Source organism: Sphaerisporangium viridialbum, assembly GCF_049674955.1.
Lineage (GTDB): Bacteria > Actinomycetota > Actinomycetes > Streptosporangiales > Streptosporangiaceae > Sphaerisporangium > Sphaerisporangium viridialbum.
Map to the genome: position 1 here is coordinate 2,267,149 of NZ_CP187232.1, position 15,924 is coordinate 2,283,072.

General features: G+C 70.3%; 11 protein-coding genes. 5 read left to right on the plus strand and 6 right to left on the minus strand.

The annotated features are described in order from the left end of the window. Positions 1–73 precede the first annotated feature (73 nt). From ACOZ38_RS10140 to ACOZ38_RS10150, 3 genes are all read right to left on the minus strand, one after another. Positions 74–448, minus strand: a complete 375-nt coding sequence (locus ACOZ38_RS10140) for an FKBP-type peptidyl-prolyl cis-trans isomerase (protein ID WP_358556935.1) — start codon at positions 446–448, stop codon at positions 74–76. A gap of 470 nt (positions 449–918) precedes the next feature. Further along, the gene (locus ACOZ38_RS10145) at positions 919–2,874 is read right to left on the minus strand and encodes a general stress protein (protein WP_424529891.1); all 1,956 of its coding nucleotides are present in this window, start codon (positions 2,872–2,874) and stop codon (positions 919–921) included. Between the two features lie 507 nt (positions 2,875–3,381). Next, positions 3,382–4,821: a GuaB1 family IMP dehydrogenase-related protein gene (locus ACOZ38_RS10150; RefSeq protein WP_424529892.1), complete on the minus strand. Its 1,440-nt coding sequence runs from the start codon at positions 4,819–4,821 to the stop codon at positions 3,382–3,384. A 196-nt stretch (positions 4,822–5,017) separates the two neighbouring features. On the opposite strand from ACOZ38_RS10150, the gene ACOZ38_RS10155 reads away from it, so the two are divergent. Next, complete coding sequence (locus ACOZ38_RS10155; RefSeq protein WP_405145692.1) at positions 5,018–5,524, plus strand: GyrI-like domain-containing protein; 507 nt, start codon at positions 5,018–5,020, stop codon at positions 5,522–5,524. Positions 5,525–5,597: 73 nt separating this feature from the next. Here the strand turns inward: ACOZ38_RS10155 and ACOZ38_RS10160 are convergent, their stop codons facing one another. After that, the gene (locus tag ACOZ38_RS10160) at positions 5,598–6,776 is read right to left on the minus strand and encodes a CaiB/BaiF CoA transferase family protein (RefSeq protein WP_424529894.1); all 1,179 of its coding nucleotides are present in this window, start codon (positions 6,774–6,776) and stop codon (positions 5,598–5,600) included. 277 nt (positions 6,777–7,053) lie between these two features. Here ACOZ38_RS10160 and ACOZ38_RS10165 point away from each other — a divergent pair, with 277 nt between their 5' ends. Both ACOZ38_RS10165 and ACOZ38_RS10170 read left to right on the plus strand, forming a co-directional pair. Beyond that, on the plus strand, positions 7,054–8,403 hold the full coding sequence (locus ACOZ38_RS10165; protein WP_424529896.1) for an FAD-binding oxidoreductase: 1,350 nt from the start codon (positions 7,054–7,056) through the stop codon (positions 8,401–8,403). Between the two features lie 13 nt (positions 8,404–8,416). Further along, positions 8,417–9,676, plus strand: coding sequence for a class I SAM-dependent methyltransferase (locus tag ACOZ38_RS10170; RefSeq protein ID WP_424529897.1), 1,260 nt, complete (start codon positions 8,417–8,419; stop codon positions 9,674–9,676). A 199-nt stretch (positions 9,677–9,875) separates the two neighbouring features. On the opposite strand, the gene ACOZ38_RS10175 is transcribed toward ACOZ38_RS10170, so the two are convergent. Both ACOZ38_RS10175 and ACOZ38_RS10180 read right to left on the minus strand, forming a co-directional pair. Continuing rightward, positions 9,876–11,183, minus strand: coding sequence for a M14 family zinc carboxypeptidase (locus tag ACOZ38_RS10175; protein WP_424529899.1), 1,308 nt, complete (start codon positions 11,181–11,183; stop codon positions 9,876–9,878). 118 nt (positions 11,184–11,301) lie between these two features. Further along, positions 11,302–12,855, minus strand: a complete 1,554-nt coding sequence (locus ACOZ38_RS10180; protein ID WP_424529901.1) for a long-chain-fatty-acid--CoA ligase — start codon at positions 12,853–12,855, stop codon at positions 11,302–11,304. 167 nt (positions 12,856–13,022) lie between these two features. On the opposite strand from ACOZ38_RS10180, the gene ACOZ38_RS10185 reads away from it, so the two are divergent. Next, entirely contained in the window at positions 13,023–14,567 is a 1,545-nt protein-coding gene (locus ACOZ38_RS10185; RefSeq protein ID WP_424529902.1) for a GMC family oxidoreductase, read from the plus strand. A 48-nt stretch (positions 14,568–14,615) separates the two neighbouring features. Next, on the plus strand, positions 14,616–15,875 hold the full coding sequence (locus ACOZ38_RS10190; protein ID WP_424529904.1) for a cytochrome P450: 1,260 nt from the start codon (positions 14,616–14,618) through the stop codon (positions 15,873–15,875). Positions 15,876–15,924 lie beyond the last annotated feature (49 nt).

Genomic DNA, 15,924 nt, shown 5'->3' on the forward strand with positions numbered 1-15,924 from the left:
TGCGAGCCGGTGGGACCGAAGGCTTCCACGGCGTGAGTCAGGGCTGGTGGGACCCCGGTTGGCGGGCGAGCGGTCAGCTCACGCCGAGGAGGTCGACCACGAAGATCAGCGTCTCACCCGGCTTGATGGCGTTGCCCGCCCCGCGGTTGCCATAGCCGAGGTGGGGCGGGATCGTGAGCCGGCGACGCCCGCCGACGCGCATCCCCGCGACACCCTGGTCCCAGCCGGCGATGACGCGACCGGCGCCGAGCGGGAACTGGAAGGAGTCTCCGCGGTTCCAGGACGCGTCGAACTCCTCACCGGTGGAGAACGCGACGCCGACGTAGTGCACGTTCACCATGTGCCCCGCCTTGGCCTCCTCACCGTCTCCCACGGTGATGTCAACGATCTCGAGATCCGCCGGCGCGTCGCCCTCCGGAAAGTCGATCTCGGGCTTCTCGAGTGCCACGTGTTCTCCTTGATTAGAATGCGCGCCCCCGATGTGGCATGGAGCGCGCCTGGACTAGGCGTCGACCGCCTTCCGGCCGACCGAACGACTCTACGGGGTCCCGGCGGCGCACGGGCGGCGAGGGCCCATTCTGCGATCACTCAAGGAAGCGAGTGCCGGAAGGGCCCTTCCGCCCCTGGGACCATCGCGTCCCGGTGGATTCCCACACCGTCCCATCCCCGCGAGCCGTCCCTGTGAGCCATCACGATTGTTCCAGGCCGGGCCGTACGACCGGCCCCACGGCACGCCCCTTGCCCGGGCCCACAGGACGGCATCGTGAGCCAGTCGTCATGGGCCGTTCGTCTCCGAGAGCGGGTCCGCTGCCGGCCGGGCGGCCGGCCAGGCCGCCGGGGCGTCCAGAGGCCAGTGGCGGCGCGGCACCGGGTCAGACGCGCGCTACAGGGTCAGCCGCGGGGTCACTGTTCGTGGGGTCAGGATTTGGGAGACAGGTCGTCGCCGCCGGCCGCCGGAGCCGAACCGGCGGGCTCGACCGTGGATGCTCCCTGGGTGGCGCTTCCGCCCGTGGACGTCTCAGGCGTGGCGGGTTCGGCCGTGGGCGGTTCCGGGGTGACGGTTCCGGCGGTGGGTGCCTCCGGTGTGGCGGGCTTGGCCTTGGTGGACCGGGTCGTCGTCGTGCGCCTCGCACGGGCGGGCTTGGCCGGCGCGGTCTTGGGAGTCTCTCCGGCCGGAACGGCTGCTTCGGACGCTCCTGCGGCGTTGGCTTCGGGGGCTACCGCCGCACCGGCCCCGGTCGCGGTCGAATCGGCTCCGGAGGCCGCCGGTCCGGTCAGCGGGGCATCAGAGGGCGCGCTCTCCGGCGACTCTGAAGGCACGACCTTCGGCTTGGTCGAACGCGTGGTCTTGCGCGCGGTGGTCGAAGGCTTGGCCGCCCTGGACGTGGCCGCCTTGGGCGTGGCCGCCTTGGGCTTCGCCCTGGTTCGCGGGCTCGCGGGGGCGGGGTCCGGGTCCGGACTCGGGTCCGCGGGGGTGGCGCCGGCACTCGCGCCGTCGGGCGTGGAAGTGGTGTTGGCGGTCGCGCCGTCGGGCGTGGAAGTGGTGCTGGCGGTCGCACCGTCGGGAGTGGAAGGTGCGGGCTCGCTCTCGACCGCCGGGCTCACCGGGTTGGACTCCACGGGCTTGAGGCGGGCCGTCGCCCCGTCCGGGATGGAGAGCGGCGACTCGCTTTCCGCCGCCGAGGGACCGGAGGCGGAGGACTCCACGGACGAAGGTGCGGAGGGCTCGGGGGTGAGGAAGCCGGGTGCGGAGGGTGCCGTGGCGGCTCGTACGGTCGACAGCGGGATGGCGATGGTGGCCTCCTCCATCGCCTCGGCCCGCGTGGACGCCGGACGGGCGGAGCCGGCGGGCGAAGGCATGGTGACGGCGTGCTCGCCGGCCGAGGAGGGCATGGTGACGGCCTCTTCGGCGGAGGACGGCGTCCTGGCGGCGTGCTCGGCCGAGGTCGGCATGGTCACGGTGTGCTCGTCCGGCGAAGGCGTCTCACTGGTGGACCCGGTCGCGGAGCGGTCGGCGGCGTGGATGTCTCCGGACGTGCCCTGGGCGTCGCCGGAGCCGGAGGCCGAGGTGGACGGCGAAGCGGACCCGAGGGAGGCAGAGCTGGAGGCCGAGGTGGACGGCGAGGGGGAAGCGGAGAAGGCAGAGCTGGAGGGGGAGCCGGGCGTGGAAGGGGAGGCGGAGGAACTGGAAGGGGAGGCCGACGAGGCGGGGCTGGAAGGGGAAGAAGGGGAAGAAGGGGAAGCGGAAGTAGCGGGGGGAGCGGGCGTGGAGGGGGAAGCCGAGGAGGCGGGGCTGGAAGGAGAGGAGGCGGGGCTGGAGGGGGAGGCTTGGCCACGGAGGGTGGGGGGAGGGGTGCTTGACCGGGGGCGTTCGACCACGACCGTGTCGGCGGGACGGGTGCCGCCTTCGAGCACGGCCAGGGCCTCCTCCAGCGCGGCGGAGGGCACCAGGACGTCGTACCGGCCGGCCACGATCACGCTGCGCGAGGTGAAGTCGCGGGTGCCGCCCTTGAACGCGTGGCCGGCGAACCCGAACGCCGCGCCCATCACCGCGCCCCACAGCACCGCCCAGACGACGAGCGCGAAGAACGAGGCGGTGGTCGTGGTGAACAGCCCGAGGAACAGGCCCACGACGAGCCCGAACACCGCGCCGCTGACGGCCCCGGAGAGGGCTGCGCGGGCGTTGGTCAGCCGTCCGGTGACCGTCTCCTCAAGGCGCAGGTCGCTCCCGACGATGGCGACGTTCTGTACCGGGTATCCGGAGTCGGAAAGAGAGTCGACGGCACGCTGAGCGGCCGGGTAATTGTCATAGCTGACCAGGATTCGCCGATCAGCGGCGAGAGGTGAGGCCAGTCCGGGGGACGAACCGATCATGGGGGGATTCCGCCTTCGCGGTCAGGGGGTTCATTTGCGGCTCCGCACTACCCGAAGGAGGCGGGTTATCACCAGCTCCGCTGCGGCGACATGCCGCAAGAAGCCGGGTTGTCGCCAATTCTGGGGTAGTGACACCCCTTGAGGTGACTTGTCAGCAGTTCTAGTGCAACGGCATGCCTTGAGCAGACGGCTTCCCGTGAACTCACAGTGACATACGACGCGCCACCGGCCCGGAGCGCGACCTTGAGGACGGCCCAGTCACTGAACTGGGCCGTCGGCGGTTCGCACGGTCGTTACTTCGGTGGTGGGTTCCGATCAAGGGCCGCGACGATGGGGCTCGTCGCTGACGTTGGCGCAGTCCGTTCCGATGGAGTCGGACTGGCATGGGAGGCGACACCTGGTCGGGGGCGCGGCGGCAGTCACCAGGTCTGGTGTGGTGGCCCTGAGCTGGGCTGCCGCCGGCGTCGGGGGTTGTCGGTAGGTCAGGTGTGCCGGGGGTGGGGAGGGTCACCAGCTTTGGTGGAGGGGCATGCCTTCGGAGTAGCCGGAGGAGCTCTGGATGCCGACGACCGCGCGCTCGTGGAACTCCTCCAGGGTGGTGGCGCCGGAGTAGGTGAGCGACGAGCGGAGACCCGCGACGATGGCGTCGATCTGGTCCTCGACGCTCGGCCTGGCCGGGTCGAGGTACATGCGCGAGGTCGAGATGCCCTCCTCGAACAGCGCCTTGCGAGCCCGCTCGAAGGGTGTGTCCTCGGCGGTGCGCAGCCGTACGGCCCTCGCGGAGGCCATGCCGAAGTTCTCCTTGTACCGGCGCCCGTTGGCGTCGGTGTGCGCGTCGCCCGGCGACTCGTACGTGCCGGCGAACCAGGACCCGATCATGACGTTGGACGCGCCCGCCGCCAGGGCCAGGGCCACGTCGCGGGGGTGGCGCACGCCGCCGTCGGCCCACACGTGCCTGCCGAGGCCCCGGGCTTCGGCCGCGCATTCGAGGACGGCGGAGAACTGCGGCCGTCCGACGCCGGTCATCATCCTGGTGGTGCACATGGCGCCCGGCCCGACCCCGACCTTGACGATGTCGGCGCCCGCCTCGACCAGGTCGCGCACCCCGGCGGCGGTCACGACGTTCCCGGCGGCCACGGGGACGCCCGGCGAAAGGGCGCGCACGGCCGACAGCACGGAGAGCATCTTCTCCTGGTGGCCGTGCGCGGTGTCGACGACCAGGCAGTCGACTCCGGCGTCCAGGAGCTCCTTGGCCTTGGCGGTGACGTCGCCGTTGATGCCGACGGCGGCGGCGATCCGCAGCCGGCCCCCGGCGTCCACGGCGGGGTCGTACAGCGTGGCGCGCAGCGCGCCGGTGCGGGTGAGGACCCCGACCAGCCGCCCGTCGCCGTCCACGACGGGGGCGAGGCGGTGCCGCCCGGCGTGCAGCATGTCGAACGCCGCGCGAGGATCGGTGCCCGCGGGGATGGTCATGGGCGAGACCGACATCACCTGGGAGAGCTGGGTGAACATGTCGACCCCGTGGCAGTCGGCATCGGTGACGACGCCGATCGGGCGGTTCTCCCAGTCGACCACGATGACGGCCCCGTGCGCCCGCTTGGGCAGGAGGTTCAGCGCCTCTCCGACGGTCTCGTGCGGGGTGAGCGTGATCGGGGTGTCGTGGACGAGGTCGCGCTTCTTGACCCAGTCGACCACCTCGGCGACGACGTCGAAGGGAATGTCCTGCGGGATGACGGTGATGCCGCCGCGCCTGGAGATCGTCTCGGCCATGCGGCGGCCGGCCACCGCGGTCATGTTCGCGACCACGATGGGGATGGTGGTGCCCGTGCCGTCGCCGGTCGAGAGGTCCACGGTGAGTCGTGACCCGACGGCCGACCGCGTCGGGACCATGAACACGTCGCTGTAGGTCAGGTCGAAGATCGGCGCCTGATCGTTGAGGAATCGCACGTTGGTTCAGCCTATGCGATTCATGGGGAACAATGGGATTCCCCAGCTCAGCTGGGTGATATGTCCTTGGTTGGGCTCATCGGCCACCCCTTCCGATACCTCTGTGCGCGATGATCGAGACGGCGATCGTCCGGTCCGGATACATTGACGGCGCGATCGAGTCAAGCGGACGGGTGGCCCTGGAGTTGGAGGCGCTATGATCATCGTTGCACGGCCCGAGGTGCTCGTCGTCGGCTACGCCGTGCGCACCAACAACGCGGACGAGGCCGATCCGTCGCGGGCGCAGCTGCCGGGCCTCTGGGCGCGGGCCGGAGCGCCGGGCGCCTTCGCCCACGTCCCCGGGCGCGTCGACGAGAACCTCTACGCCGTCCTGATCGACTACGAGAGCGGTCAGCAGGGGGCCTACACGCAGATCGTCGGAGTGGCGATCCGCACGGCGGCGGGGCTGCCCGAGGGCATGGTGGCGGTGCGCGTTCCGGCGGTGCAGTCGCTCAAGGTCGAGGCGCACGGCCCGATGCCGCAGGCGTTGATCGAGGCGTGGCAGCAGGTGTGGCGGCACACCGAGGGAGGCGGGCTCCCCGCGCGGGCCTTCACCACCGACCTGGAGGTCCACCACCGGGCGGGAGTCGATCTCTACCTCGCCGTCCTCCCCGGCCACAACTCCATCCCGGCCGGTCACGGCAGGGAGCGCGCCCAGGCATAGGCGTACCGCCGCGGCCCCGGGGCCACCGGGGTCGATTCCAGGACCGCAGCGGGTCGCCGGGGGGCGAACAGCGTCAGGCAAGGACTCCGGCCTCGCGTAGTGCCTTGGCGCGCTCGTCCGGCAGGCCCCACGCCGACAGGTCGTGCAGTCGGGTCGCCTGGGCGAGGTCGCCCCGGCCGCTGCCGAGCAGCCGCGGCGCGGGCACGGGCTGGGTGACGCCGCCGACCTCGACGAACGTGCCCCTCGCGGTGTTGTGCGGGTGCCGGGCCGCCTCGCCCATGTCGAGAACGGGCGAGACGCACGCGTCCGAGCCGTCGAAGATCTCCTCCCACTCGGCGCGCGTCCTGGACTTGAACGCCGCCGCGAGCCGCTCGCGGATCTCCGGCCAGTTGGCGCGGTCGTCCCGGCTCGGCAGGTCGCCGAGGCCCGTCCTGCTCACCAGCTCGTCCCAGAACGCGGGCTCCAGCGAGCCGACCGCCACATGCCGCCCGTCGGCGGTCTCGTACGTGTCGTACATCGGCGCGCCCGTGTCGAGCAGGTTGGTGCCGCGCGGGCCCCACAGGCCCGCCTGGGCGCTGTGGTAGAACATCGCGAACAGGATGGCCGCGCCGTCGACCATCGCGGCGTCGATCACCTGGCCCCGGCCGGTGCGCTCGCGCTCGAACAGGGCGAGCAGCACTCCGTAGGCCAGCATCAACCCGCCGCCCGCGAAGTCCCCGAGGATGTTGATCGGGGGAGTGGGCTTGCCGCCTTCGCGCCCGAGCATCGACAGGGTGCCGGCGATCGCGATGTAGTCGATGTCGTGCCCGGCGGTCGTCGCGAGCGGGCCGTCCTGGCCCCAGCCGGTCATCCGGCCGTAGACGAGCCGCTCGTTGACGGCCAGCAGGTCTTCGGGCCCGATGCCGAGCCGCTCGGCGACCCCGGGGCGGAACACCTCGATGACCACGTCGGCGCCCGCGGCCAGCTCCTTGAACGCCGCGACGCCCTCGGGCGACTTCAGGTCGAGGCCGATGGTGCGCTTGCCGCGGTCCATGACGTCCGTGCGGGGACGGTCGCCCGATCTGGCCACGGTGGCGACCCGGTCGACCCGCAGGACCTCGGCGCCGTGGTCGGCGAGCATCATGCCGGCGAAGGGCCCCGGCGCGAGGCCTGCCAGCTCCAGCACGCGCACCCCGGCCAGCGGACCTGGGCTCGCGCCGCCTTCGCGCGGCCTGACGTGCTCTTTCGGGTGCGGGTCGCCGTTCTGGCTCATTGCTGACTCCTCAGGTGCGATGCCGACGACAGACGGCGCCGTGCGGGTGAAGCAAACGCTTGGTATCGTGCGGTCGAGGTGGCTCCCGGTCATCCGCGACACGACGCTAACCCCTGTGTGGCCGCGCTTCGGAGGGGGGTCCTGAGTTTGCGCGGGTTTAACGTGTCTACTCTGGTCGATGGTCATCTCAGGAGATAGCGTTCTAGCGACGATCTCCACACACTTAGTTCTAGGGGGTGGTGGCATGCCAGATCGCACGGTGAGGACAACCGCCCAGATGACAGCCCATCGCAGGGCCGTCGAGCAGATCAGGGAGTCCTACACCGCCCTCCCGGAGGGGGCCTCCCCGCGGCTGTCGAAGCCGACCACGAACCTGTTCCGCTTCCGCGAGCCAGGCAAGGCGGCCAAGCTTTCCGCGCGCGATCTCGACAAGGTCATCCAGGTCGACCCGGAGACCAGGACCGCCGAGGTCCAGGGTATGACGACCTACGAGCGCCTCGTGGACGCCACGCTGCCGTCCGGTCTCATGCCGTATGTCGTGCCGCAGCTGAAGACGATCACTCTGGGCGGGGCCGTGACCGGGCTCGGCATCGAGTCGACGAGCTTCAAGCACGGGCTGCCGCACGAGTCGGTCGAGGAGATGGAGATCCTGACCGGCGACGGCCGCATCGTGGTCGCCAGGGCGGACAACGAGCACAGCGATCTGTTCAAAGCCTTCCCGAACTCCTACGGCACGCTCGGCTACGCCCTGCGGCTGCGCATCAAGCTGCTGCCGGTCCAGCCCTTCGTGCGGCTGACGCACATCCCCTTCTCCGATGCCCACAAGTGCATGCTGGCGATGCAGGAGATCTGCGAGAGCGGGGAGTACGACGGGGAGAAGGTCGATTTCATCGACGGCACGTTCTTCGAGCCCGGCGAGATGTACATCACCGTGGGGCAGTTCGCCGAGCGCGCGCCGTACGCCTCCGACTACACCGGCATGCGCATCTACTACCAGTCGATCCGCACCCGCACCCGCGACTGGCTGACCGTCCGCGACTACCTCTGGCGCTGGGACACCGACTGGTTCTGGTGCTCGCGCGCCTTCGGGGTGCAGCAGCCGCTGGTCCGCTCGCTGATGCCGAGGCGCTGGCTGCGGTCCGACGTCTACCGCAGGCTGGTCGGGCTCGACCAGAAGTACGGCGTGACGGCCCGCATCGACCGCTGGCGCGACAACCCGGTGCACGAGTCGGTCATCCAGGACGTCGAGGTGCCCGTCGAGAGGGGTGCCGACTTCCTGGAGTTCTTCCACGACAAGGTCGGCATGACGCCCGTCTGGATGTGCCCGCTGAAGGCCACGGGGGAGTGGCCGGTCTACCCGCTTGAGCCGGGAAAGCTCTACGTGAACTTCGGATTCTGGGGCATGGTCGCCCTGCCGCGCGGACAGTTCGACGGTTACCACAACCGCCTCATCGAGAACTCCGTGCACGAGCTCGGCGGCCACAAGTCCCTGTATTCGACATCTTTTTACCCCCGTGAGGAGTTCTGGCGTCTCTACAACGGTGACGCTTACTGGCCGGTCAAACGGGCGTACGACCCCGGAGGGCGGCTGCTCGACCTCTATGACAAGTGCGTACGGGGGCGTTGAGGAGGTTGGTTCGATGAGACTCGCCCAGATCTTCGAGAAGATCGTTGGGTCGGACGCGAACGTCGAGTTCGCCGCGTACGACGGGAGCAAGGCCGGACCGTCGGACGCCGCCGTCCGCATCGAGGTGAAGTCCCCGATAGCGGTGGCATACCTGGCACAGTCTCCGGGGGAGATGGGGCTCGCGCGCGCCTACATCGCAGGCCATATCGACGTGCACGGTGACATGTACACCCTGCTCTCCGAGATGGCGCAGATCACCCTGAACGACATGCCGATGAAGGAGAAGATCTCCGTCGCGCGGTCGCTCGGGATGAAGCCGCTGTTGATGCGGGTGCCCCTGCCGCCGCAGGAGGTGCGACAGAGCGCCCTGGCACGGCTCGGCAGCCGTCACGCCAAGCAGCGTGACGCCGAGGCGATCCACCATCACTATGACGTCTCCAACCGGTTCTACGAGTGGGTGCTCGGGCCTTCGATGGCCTACACCTGTGCCGTGTTCCCGGAGGACGGCTCGTCACTGGAGGAGGCGCAGTACGCCAAGTTCGACCTCGTCGCCAAGAAGCTCGACCTCAAGCCGGGCATGCGCCTGCTCGACGTCGGCTGCGGGTGGGGCGGCATGGTCATGCACGCGGCCGAGCACTACGGCGTGAAGGTCCTCGGAGTCACGCTGTCGCGCCAGCAGGCAGAGTGGGCCCAGAAGGCCATCGCCGAGGCCGGGCTGTCCGAGCTGGCGGAGGTCCGCCACCTCGACTACCGCGACGTCGCCGAGGGCGACTTCGACGCGGTCAGCTCGATCGGCCTCACCGAGCACATCGGCAAGGACCAGCTCCCCGGCTACTTCAAGTTCCTGTACGACAAGCTCAAGCCGGGCGGGCGCCTGCTCAACCACTGCATCACCCGGCCCACCGGCACGGAGCGCACGATCAACAAGGGCGGCTTCATCAACCGCTACGTGTTCCCCGACGGCGAGCTGGAGTCCGTGGGCCACCTCGTCCGCCAGATGGAGGACATCGGGTACGAGATCCGGCACGAGGAGAACCTCCGGGAGCACTACGCCAGGACCCTGGAGAAGTGGTGCGCCAACCTCGACGCCCATTGGGACGAGGCGGTCGCCGAGGTCGGCCAGGGCACGGCGCGGGTCTGGCGGCTCTACATGGCCGGCTGCGTCGTCGGCTTCGAGCGCAACAAGGTCCAGCTCCACCAGGTGCTCGGCGTCAAGCTCGGCGAGGGAGGCGAGTCGGGCGTCGCGCTACGCCCCTCGCTCGACTGGCCGTGACCGAGGGCTCGACCGGCCGGCGCGGCCGCTGACCGGCACCCCGCACGCCGTACGAACGATCCGGCGCCCCGCCTCCACCAAGGCGGGGCGCCGGCCTCGTTCCGGTGCCATCTCGCACGCCCGCTCAGCCGTACGAGCGTGACACCCGCTCAGCCGTACGAGCGTGCACGCCCGCGCCGTGCGTGGCGTGCACGGGCGCTCAGCCGCGCGCGTGCTCGGCGGCGACCAGGGCGGCGGCGAGCTGGACGGCGACCAGCGTGCGGATGGCGAGCGGCCGGCCGGGGGACTCGGCCGCCGCCTCGTCGCACCACCCCTCGAACAGCTCGCCCAGCCGGGCCCGCTGCGCGCGGATGGCGGGAGTGAGGTTCCCCGCGGCGCACTCGGCGTCCAGCATGCGGCAGAAGGTGCCCGCGAAGCGCAGCCGGCGCATGTGGAGCGTCTGCCGGTTGCCGAACTGCTCCGCCACGGTCGCGGGACGGTCCGCTCCGGGGTGGTCCTCCCACTCGTCGGCGAACTTCCGGTACGTGACGAACATGTCCTCGGCCGAGCGGCGGAACGGCGAGTGGACGGTCAGATCGCGCCGTACCCCCTCCATGGCCGACAGCAGTAGGTCGATCAGCTCGCGCTGGGCGGCCAGCCCCGTCTTGACCACATCGCCGTACGAGGTGGTGGTCGGGGTCGCGTCGGAGATCCGCTCGTCGGCCCAGTAGGGCAGCTCGGTGATCAGGTGGAGGGAGCCGAACCTCGCCGCGTAGTCCGCGCTGCCGCCGCCGGCGCCGAAGACCTTCGCCTGCCGCGTGCCGCCCGGGGTTAGGTACACGGCCGGGGCGAGCGTAGTGGCGCCGGGCAGCTCGGGCTCGCCGTGGTGCAGCGGGATGCCCGCCAAGGCCGGCAGCTCGGTGAGCCGGGCCGCGAGGACGGGGTCGTGGCGGTTGAGGTAGTAGTAGGCGCCGCTGTACTCCCCGTTGTGCAGGGAGTACACGAAGGCGGGCCGCGCCTCGTCCATGAGCCGCATCAGCGCCTCGGTCTCCGGCAGGGCGCGGTCGAAGGTGTAGCCGTCTCCGCTGAGCGGGAACGTCCACTCGACCTGGTCGTTCCAGGCCGGGCGGTAGAAGTGGCGGGCGTAGTGGCGGCGGTCGCCCGGGCGGGCGTACCAGCCCTCGTTCAGCCGCGCCCCGTCGGGATCCACGCAGGGGATCAGGTGCCAGCGGTACCCCAGCCCGTCCCGCAGCCCGGCGTCCTCGCACAGCAGCCGGATGAGCCGGCTGACCGTGAGCGCGCCGATCGGCTCGTTGGGGTGCGGCCCGCCGATGATCACGGCGTCGCGGTCGCCGGTGCCCACGGTGAGCGCCCGGAGCGGCTCCCCCAGGCGGGAGGTGCCGATCCGGCGCAGGCTCACGAGGCCGGGGTGGAGCCTGGCGAACTCGTCCAGCTCGGCGTGCATCTCGTCCACGCTGGGGAACCTGTCGAAGTCCGGGACCCGTCGCATCAGCTCGCGCACGTCCATGGCATCGCCTCCAGTTGCTCGCCCCGAGATCCCTCGCCCCGGCCTCCTCGTAGGTTTGCCCCAATTTGGGGGAGTTCGATGGCGAGTAAGCCGTCGGCGTGAACCGGGAAGCCCGGCGTCAGCGCAGCTCGCGCTTGAGGATCTTGCCGCTCGCCGTCATCGGGAACGATTCACGGAACTCCACCAGGCGGGGGTACTTGTAGGCCGCCATGTTCTCCTTGCACCAGCCGGCCAGCTCGTCCTCGGTGACCGCCGCGCCCGCCTTGAGGATCACGTACGCCTTGATCTCCTCGCCGTGCGAGGGGTGCGGGACGCCGACGACGGCGGCCAGCGAGACCGCCTCGTGCGTCATCAGCACCTCCTCAAGCTCGCGCGGGTAGACGTTGAACCCGCCACGGATGATCATGTCCTTGGCGCGGTCGACGATCGAGTAGTAGCCGTCGGCGTCCCTGGTGGCGATGTCGCCGGTGCGGAACCACCCGTCCTTCATGACCTCGGCGGTGGCCTCGGGCCGGTTGTAGTAGCCCTTCATCACGTTGTGGCCGCGGATCGCGATCTCGCCGGGGCCCTCGCCCTCGATGGTCTCCCAGCCCGCGCCGACGAGCTTCATCTCCACGCCCCAGACCGGGGTGCCGATCGACCCGGCCTTGGTCGGCCTGCCCGGCTGGTTGAAGCTGGCCACCGGCGAGGTCTCCGACAGGCCGTACCCCTCGAGCACCGGCCGGCCGAAGGTCTTCTCGAAGTCCTTCAGCACCTCGACGGGCAGCGACGCGCCGCCCGCGACGGCGGTCTGCAAGGTCGCCGGAACCTCCGCGCCGTCGGCGTGGACCGAGGTGAGCATCGCCCAGTACATCGTCGGGACGCCCGCGAACAGCGTGACCCCCTCCGCCCGCATCAGCGCCAGCGCGGCGGCCGGCTCGAAGCGCGGCACCAGCACCAGGGTCGCCCTGCGGCGGAAGCCGGCGTTCATGATGACGGTCTGGCCGAACGAGTGGAACAGCGGCAGCGTCGCGAGGAAGACGTCGTCGCCCGCGAGGTCGAACATCTCGTCGGAGACGATGGCGTTCATCAGCATGTTCTGGTGGCTGAGCTCGGCGCCCTTGGGCTGCCCCGTGGTGCCGCTGGTGTAGAGGATCACCGCCGTGTCGTCGGGGGCCGTCGCCGCGGTCTCGAACTCGCCGGGCAGGCCGTCGAGCGCGCTCCACAGCGTCCGTACGCCCTCGATGCCCGAGTCGGTCGCGAGGGGCGTGGCGGGCAGCAGGAAGAAGTCGTCCGCGTGCGGGTCACCGGCCGGAAGGGCCTCACGGAACCCGGCGTGGCCACGCTCGCCGAGCGGCAGTTCGGGGGTGCCCTCGAAGCAGAACAGCGCCTTGGCCTCGGAGTCGCGCAGGTGGTAGGCGATCTCCCGCGACCGCAGCAGCACGTTCAGCGGGACCACCGTGGCGCCCAACTTCAGGATGCCGAAGTAGACGAACGGGAAGTACGGCAGGTTGGGGCACGCCAGCGCCACCTTGTCGCCCTTGCCGATGCCCCGCGAAGCCAGGAGGTTCGCCACCTGGTTCGCCAAAGTGTTCACCAGGGAGTACGACATCCGCATGTCCCCGAGTACCACGGCGGTGCGGTCGGGGTGCTCGCGGGCGCTGTCCTCCAGGACGACCGACAGGTTGAGCATGGGCGTTCCTCCTCGCTGGGGCCGGCCGCTTGCGTCGGGGCGAACGGCGCCGCCGGTGTCTGCGACATCTTGGCAGCCGATAGCTACTAATCGGTAACGAGCGTGGACGTGGGGTCGCAACGGGCGTAAGTACGTGAAAGGTTGCTCAGCATCCCCCGGAGGCATCAATGCAATACGACTACGTCATCGTGGGAGCGGGTTCGGCGGGCTGCGTGCTCGCCAACCGGCTCTCCGCGGACCCCTCGGTGCGGGTGGCCCTGCTGGAGGCCGGTGGCGCGGACCGCAAGCTGGAGATCCGCGTGCCCGCGGGCTTCTCCAAGCTCTTCAAGACGCGGTACGACTGGAACTTCAGCACCGCCAAGCAGGCGGAGATGTTCGGGCGCGAGCTGTACTGGCCGCGCGGCAGGACCCTCGGCGGCTCCTCGTCCATCAACGCCCAGATGTGGATACGCGGCGTCCGCGCCGACTACGACGGCTGGAACCTGCCCGGCTGGTCCTACGACGAGGTCCTGCCGTACTTCAGGCGCTCGGAGCGGCGGGTCGGGTCCAACCGGGGCGGGGTGTACGGGACGGACGGCCCCGTCTACGTCTCCGAGCTGCGCAGCCCGAACGTGACGACCCTGGCGTTCCTGCGTGCCTGCGAGGAGGTCGGGCTCACCCCGCTCGCGGAGCTGAACGGCGACTCCAACGAGGGGTTCTCCCAGACGCCGGTCACCCAGGACCGGGGGCGGCGGTGGAGCGCGGCCGACGCGTACCTGCGCCCGGCGATGGGCCGCCCCAACCTGACCGTGCTCACCGCCGCACAGGTGAGCCGGGTGCTGCTCGACGAGGACGGCCGGGCCACCGGAGTGGAGTACGACGAGGGCAGGCACGTGACGGCGGCCAGGGAGGTGATCCTCTCGGCCGGGGCCATCGGGTCGCCGCACCTGCTCATGCTCTCGGGGATCGGTGACCCGGACGACCTGAGGGCCGCGGGCGTCGAGCCCAGGCACGAGCTGCCCGGCGTCGGGCGCAACCTCATGGATCACCTGGCCTCTGCGGTCATGCTGGAGTGCCCCGAGCCCGTCACGCTCGCCTCGGCGGAGTCGGTCGGCAACCTCGCGCGCTACCTGCTGAGCCGCAGCGGGATGCTGACGTCCAACGTCGGCGAGGCCGTCGCCTTCCTCAGGACCACCCAGGAGGAGCCCGCCCCCGACATCGAGTTGCTCTTCGCGCCGGTGCCGTTCTCCGACCACGGGATCACCCCGCCTCCCGGGCACGGCGTCACCATCGGCGTCATCCTGCTCCAGCCGGAGAGCCGCGGCCGGATCACGCTGAACGACGGTGAGGTGGTGATCGACCCCTGCTACCTGACCGCGGAGGGCGACGTGCGGCGGATGGTGGCCGGGCTGAAGAGGGCCAGGGAGGTGTTCGCGACCACGGCGCTCCGGCCGTACGCGGGCAAGCCCATGCGGCCGTACGGCGGCGAGGAGACCGACGAGGAGCTGGCCAGGTTCGTGCGCGAGCACAGCGAGACGCTCTACCACCCGGCGGGCACCTGCAAGATGGGCGTCGACGACGACGCGGTGGTCGACCCGTCGCTGCGGGTCATCGGGGTGCCTGGGCTGCGCGTGGTGGACACCTCGGTCATGCCGATGCTCAACCGCGGGCACACCCACGCCCCTACGATCATGATCGCGGAGAGGGCGGCGGACCTCATCAAGGCCTCTTGACGTAAGCGCTCGCCTTCTCGAACCATGGAGCCCGGAGGTGCGTCAGGGATGACGGCAGGCGTGACTGACATCGATCTTTCTGACATCCCCTTCTGGGGGTTGCCCCAGGGGCGGCGGAACGAGGCCTTCCGCAGGCTCAGGCAGCTCGACCGGCCGGTCTTCACCAAGGAGAACCACACCCCGTTCATCGGCGCGGGGGCCGGGTTCTACGCGCTGGTGCGGCACGCGGACGTGAGCGAGGCCAGCCGCAACGCCGGCGTCTTCAGCAGCGAGCCCACATCCAACAGCATCCCCGACATGCCGAGGTGGCTGGCGGTCTACTTCGGCTCGATGATCAACATGGACGACCCCCGGCACGCCAGGCTCAGGCGCATCGTCTCGCGCGCGTTCACTCCGAAGATCCTCAAGAAGATGGAGGAGGACGTCGCCAGGGCGGCGCGCGAGATCGTCGACAGGGCCGTCGCCGAGGGGCCGGGCGACTTCGTCCCCCAGATCGCCGCCCGGCTGCCGGTGCAGGTCATCTGCGACATGATGGGCATCCCTCCGGCCCACCACGACATGGTGCTGCGCAGCACGAACGTCATCCTGGGCAACGCCGACGCCGAGTACACCGGCATCCGGCCCGACATCACGCGGTGGAGCGTCGCCAAGGGCCTGGTGAGGCTGCTCCGCGCGGGGCACGAGCTCAGCAGCCTGGCCCGGCGGCTCGGCCGCGAGCGGCGCGGGAACCCCACCGGCGACCTCACCAGCATGCTGGTCAACGGCGAGGAGCACCTGACCTCCCAGGAGCTCGGGTCGTTCTTCATCCTGCTGGTCGTCGCGGGCAGCGAGACCACCCGCAACGCCATCTCGCACGGCCTGAAGCTCTTCACCGACAACCCCGGGCAGCGCGAGCTGCTGCTGGGCGACTTCGAGACCCACATCCCCGGCGCGGTCGAGGAGATCATCAGGTACTCCACCCCGGTGATCCAGTTCCGCCGCACGCTCACACAGGACCACGAGATGAACGGGCAGGAGTACAAGAAGGGCGACAAGGTCCTGCTGTTCTACAACTCCGCCAACCGGGACGAGGCGGTGTTCGCCGACCCCGACGTCTTCGACATCACCCGCAGCCCGAACCCGCACGTCGGGTTCGGCGGGCCGGGACCGCACTACTGCCTCGGGGCTCACCTGGCGAGACGCGAGATCACGGTCATGTTCCGCGAGCTGTTCACCCGCCTGCCGGAGATCCGCTCGACCGGTGAGCCCGACTACATGCTGTCGAACTTCATCAACGGCATCAAGCACATGGGCTACCGCACGAGCTAGCCGTTATGCCAGGTTTGACGCCAGTAACCGCTTTTATCAATCATGGAAT

What these genes read in the sequence shown, in the direction of transcription:
- ACOZ38_RS10145 (WP_424529891.1), bottom strand. Translation starts at nt 2,874, where the DNA reads ATGATCGGTTCGTCCCCCGGACTGGCCTCACCTCTCGCCGCTGATCGG.
- ACOZ38_RS10155 (WP_405145692.1), top strand. Translation starts at nt 5,018, where the DNA reads ATGATCATCGTTGCACGGCCCGAGGTGCTCGTCGTCGGCTACGCCGTG.
- ACOZ38_RS10160 (WP_424529894.1), bottom strand. Translation starts at nt 6,776, where the DNA reads ATGAGCCAGAACGGCGACCCGCACCCGAAAGAGCACGTCAGGCCGCGC.
- ACOZ38_RS10165 (WP_424529896.1), top strand. Translation starts at nt 7,054, where the DNA reads ATGACAGCCCATCGCAGGGCCGTCGAGCAGATCAGGGAGTCCTACACC.
- ACOZ38_RS10170 (WP_424529897.1), top strand. Translation starts at nt 8,417, where the DNA reads ATGAGACTCGCCCAGATCTTCGAGAAGATCGTTGGGTCGGACGCGAAC.
- ACOZ38_RS10175 (WP_424529899.1), bottom strand. Translation starts at nt 11,183, where the DNA reads ATGGACGTGCGCGAGCTGATGCGACGGGTCCCGGACTTCGACAGGTTC.
- ACOZ38_RS10180 (WP_424529901.1), bottom strand. Translation starts at nt 12,855, where the DNA reads ATGCTCAACCTGTCGGTCGTCCTGGAGGACAGCGCCCGCGAGCACCCC.
- ACOZ38_RS10185 (WP_424529902.1), top strand. Translation starts at nt 13,023, where the DNA reads ATGCAATACGACTACGTCATCGTGGGAGCGGGTTCGGCGGGCTGCGTG.
- ACOZ38_RS10190 (WP_424529904.1), top strand. Translation starts at nt 14,616, where the DNA reads ATGACGGCAGGCGTGACTGACATCGATCTTTCTGACATCCCCTTCTGG.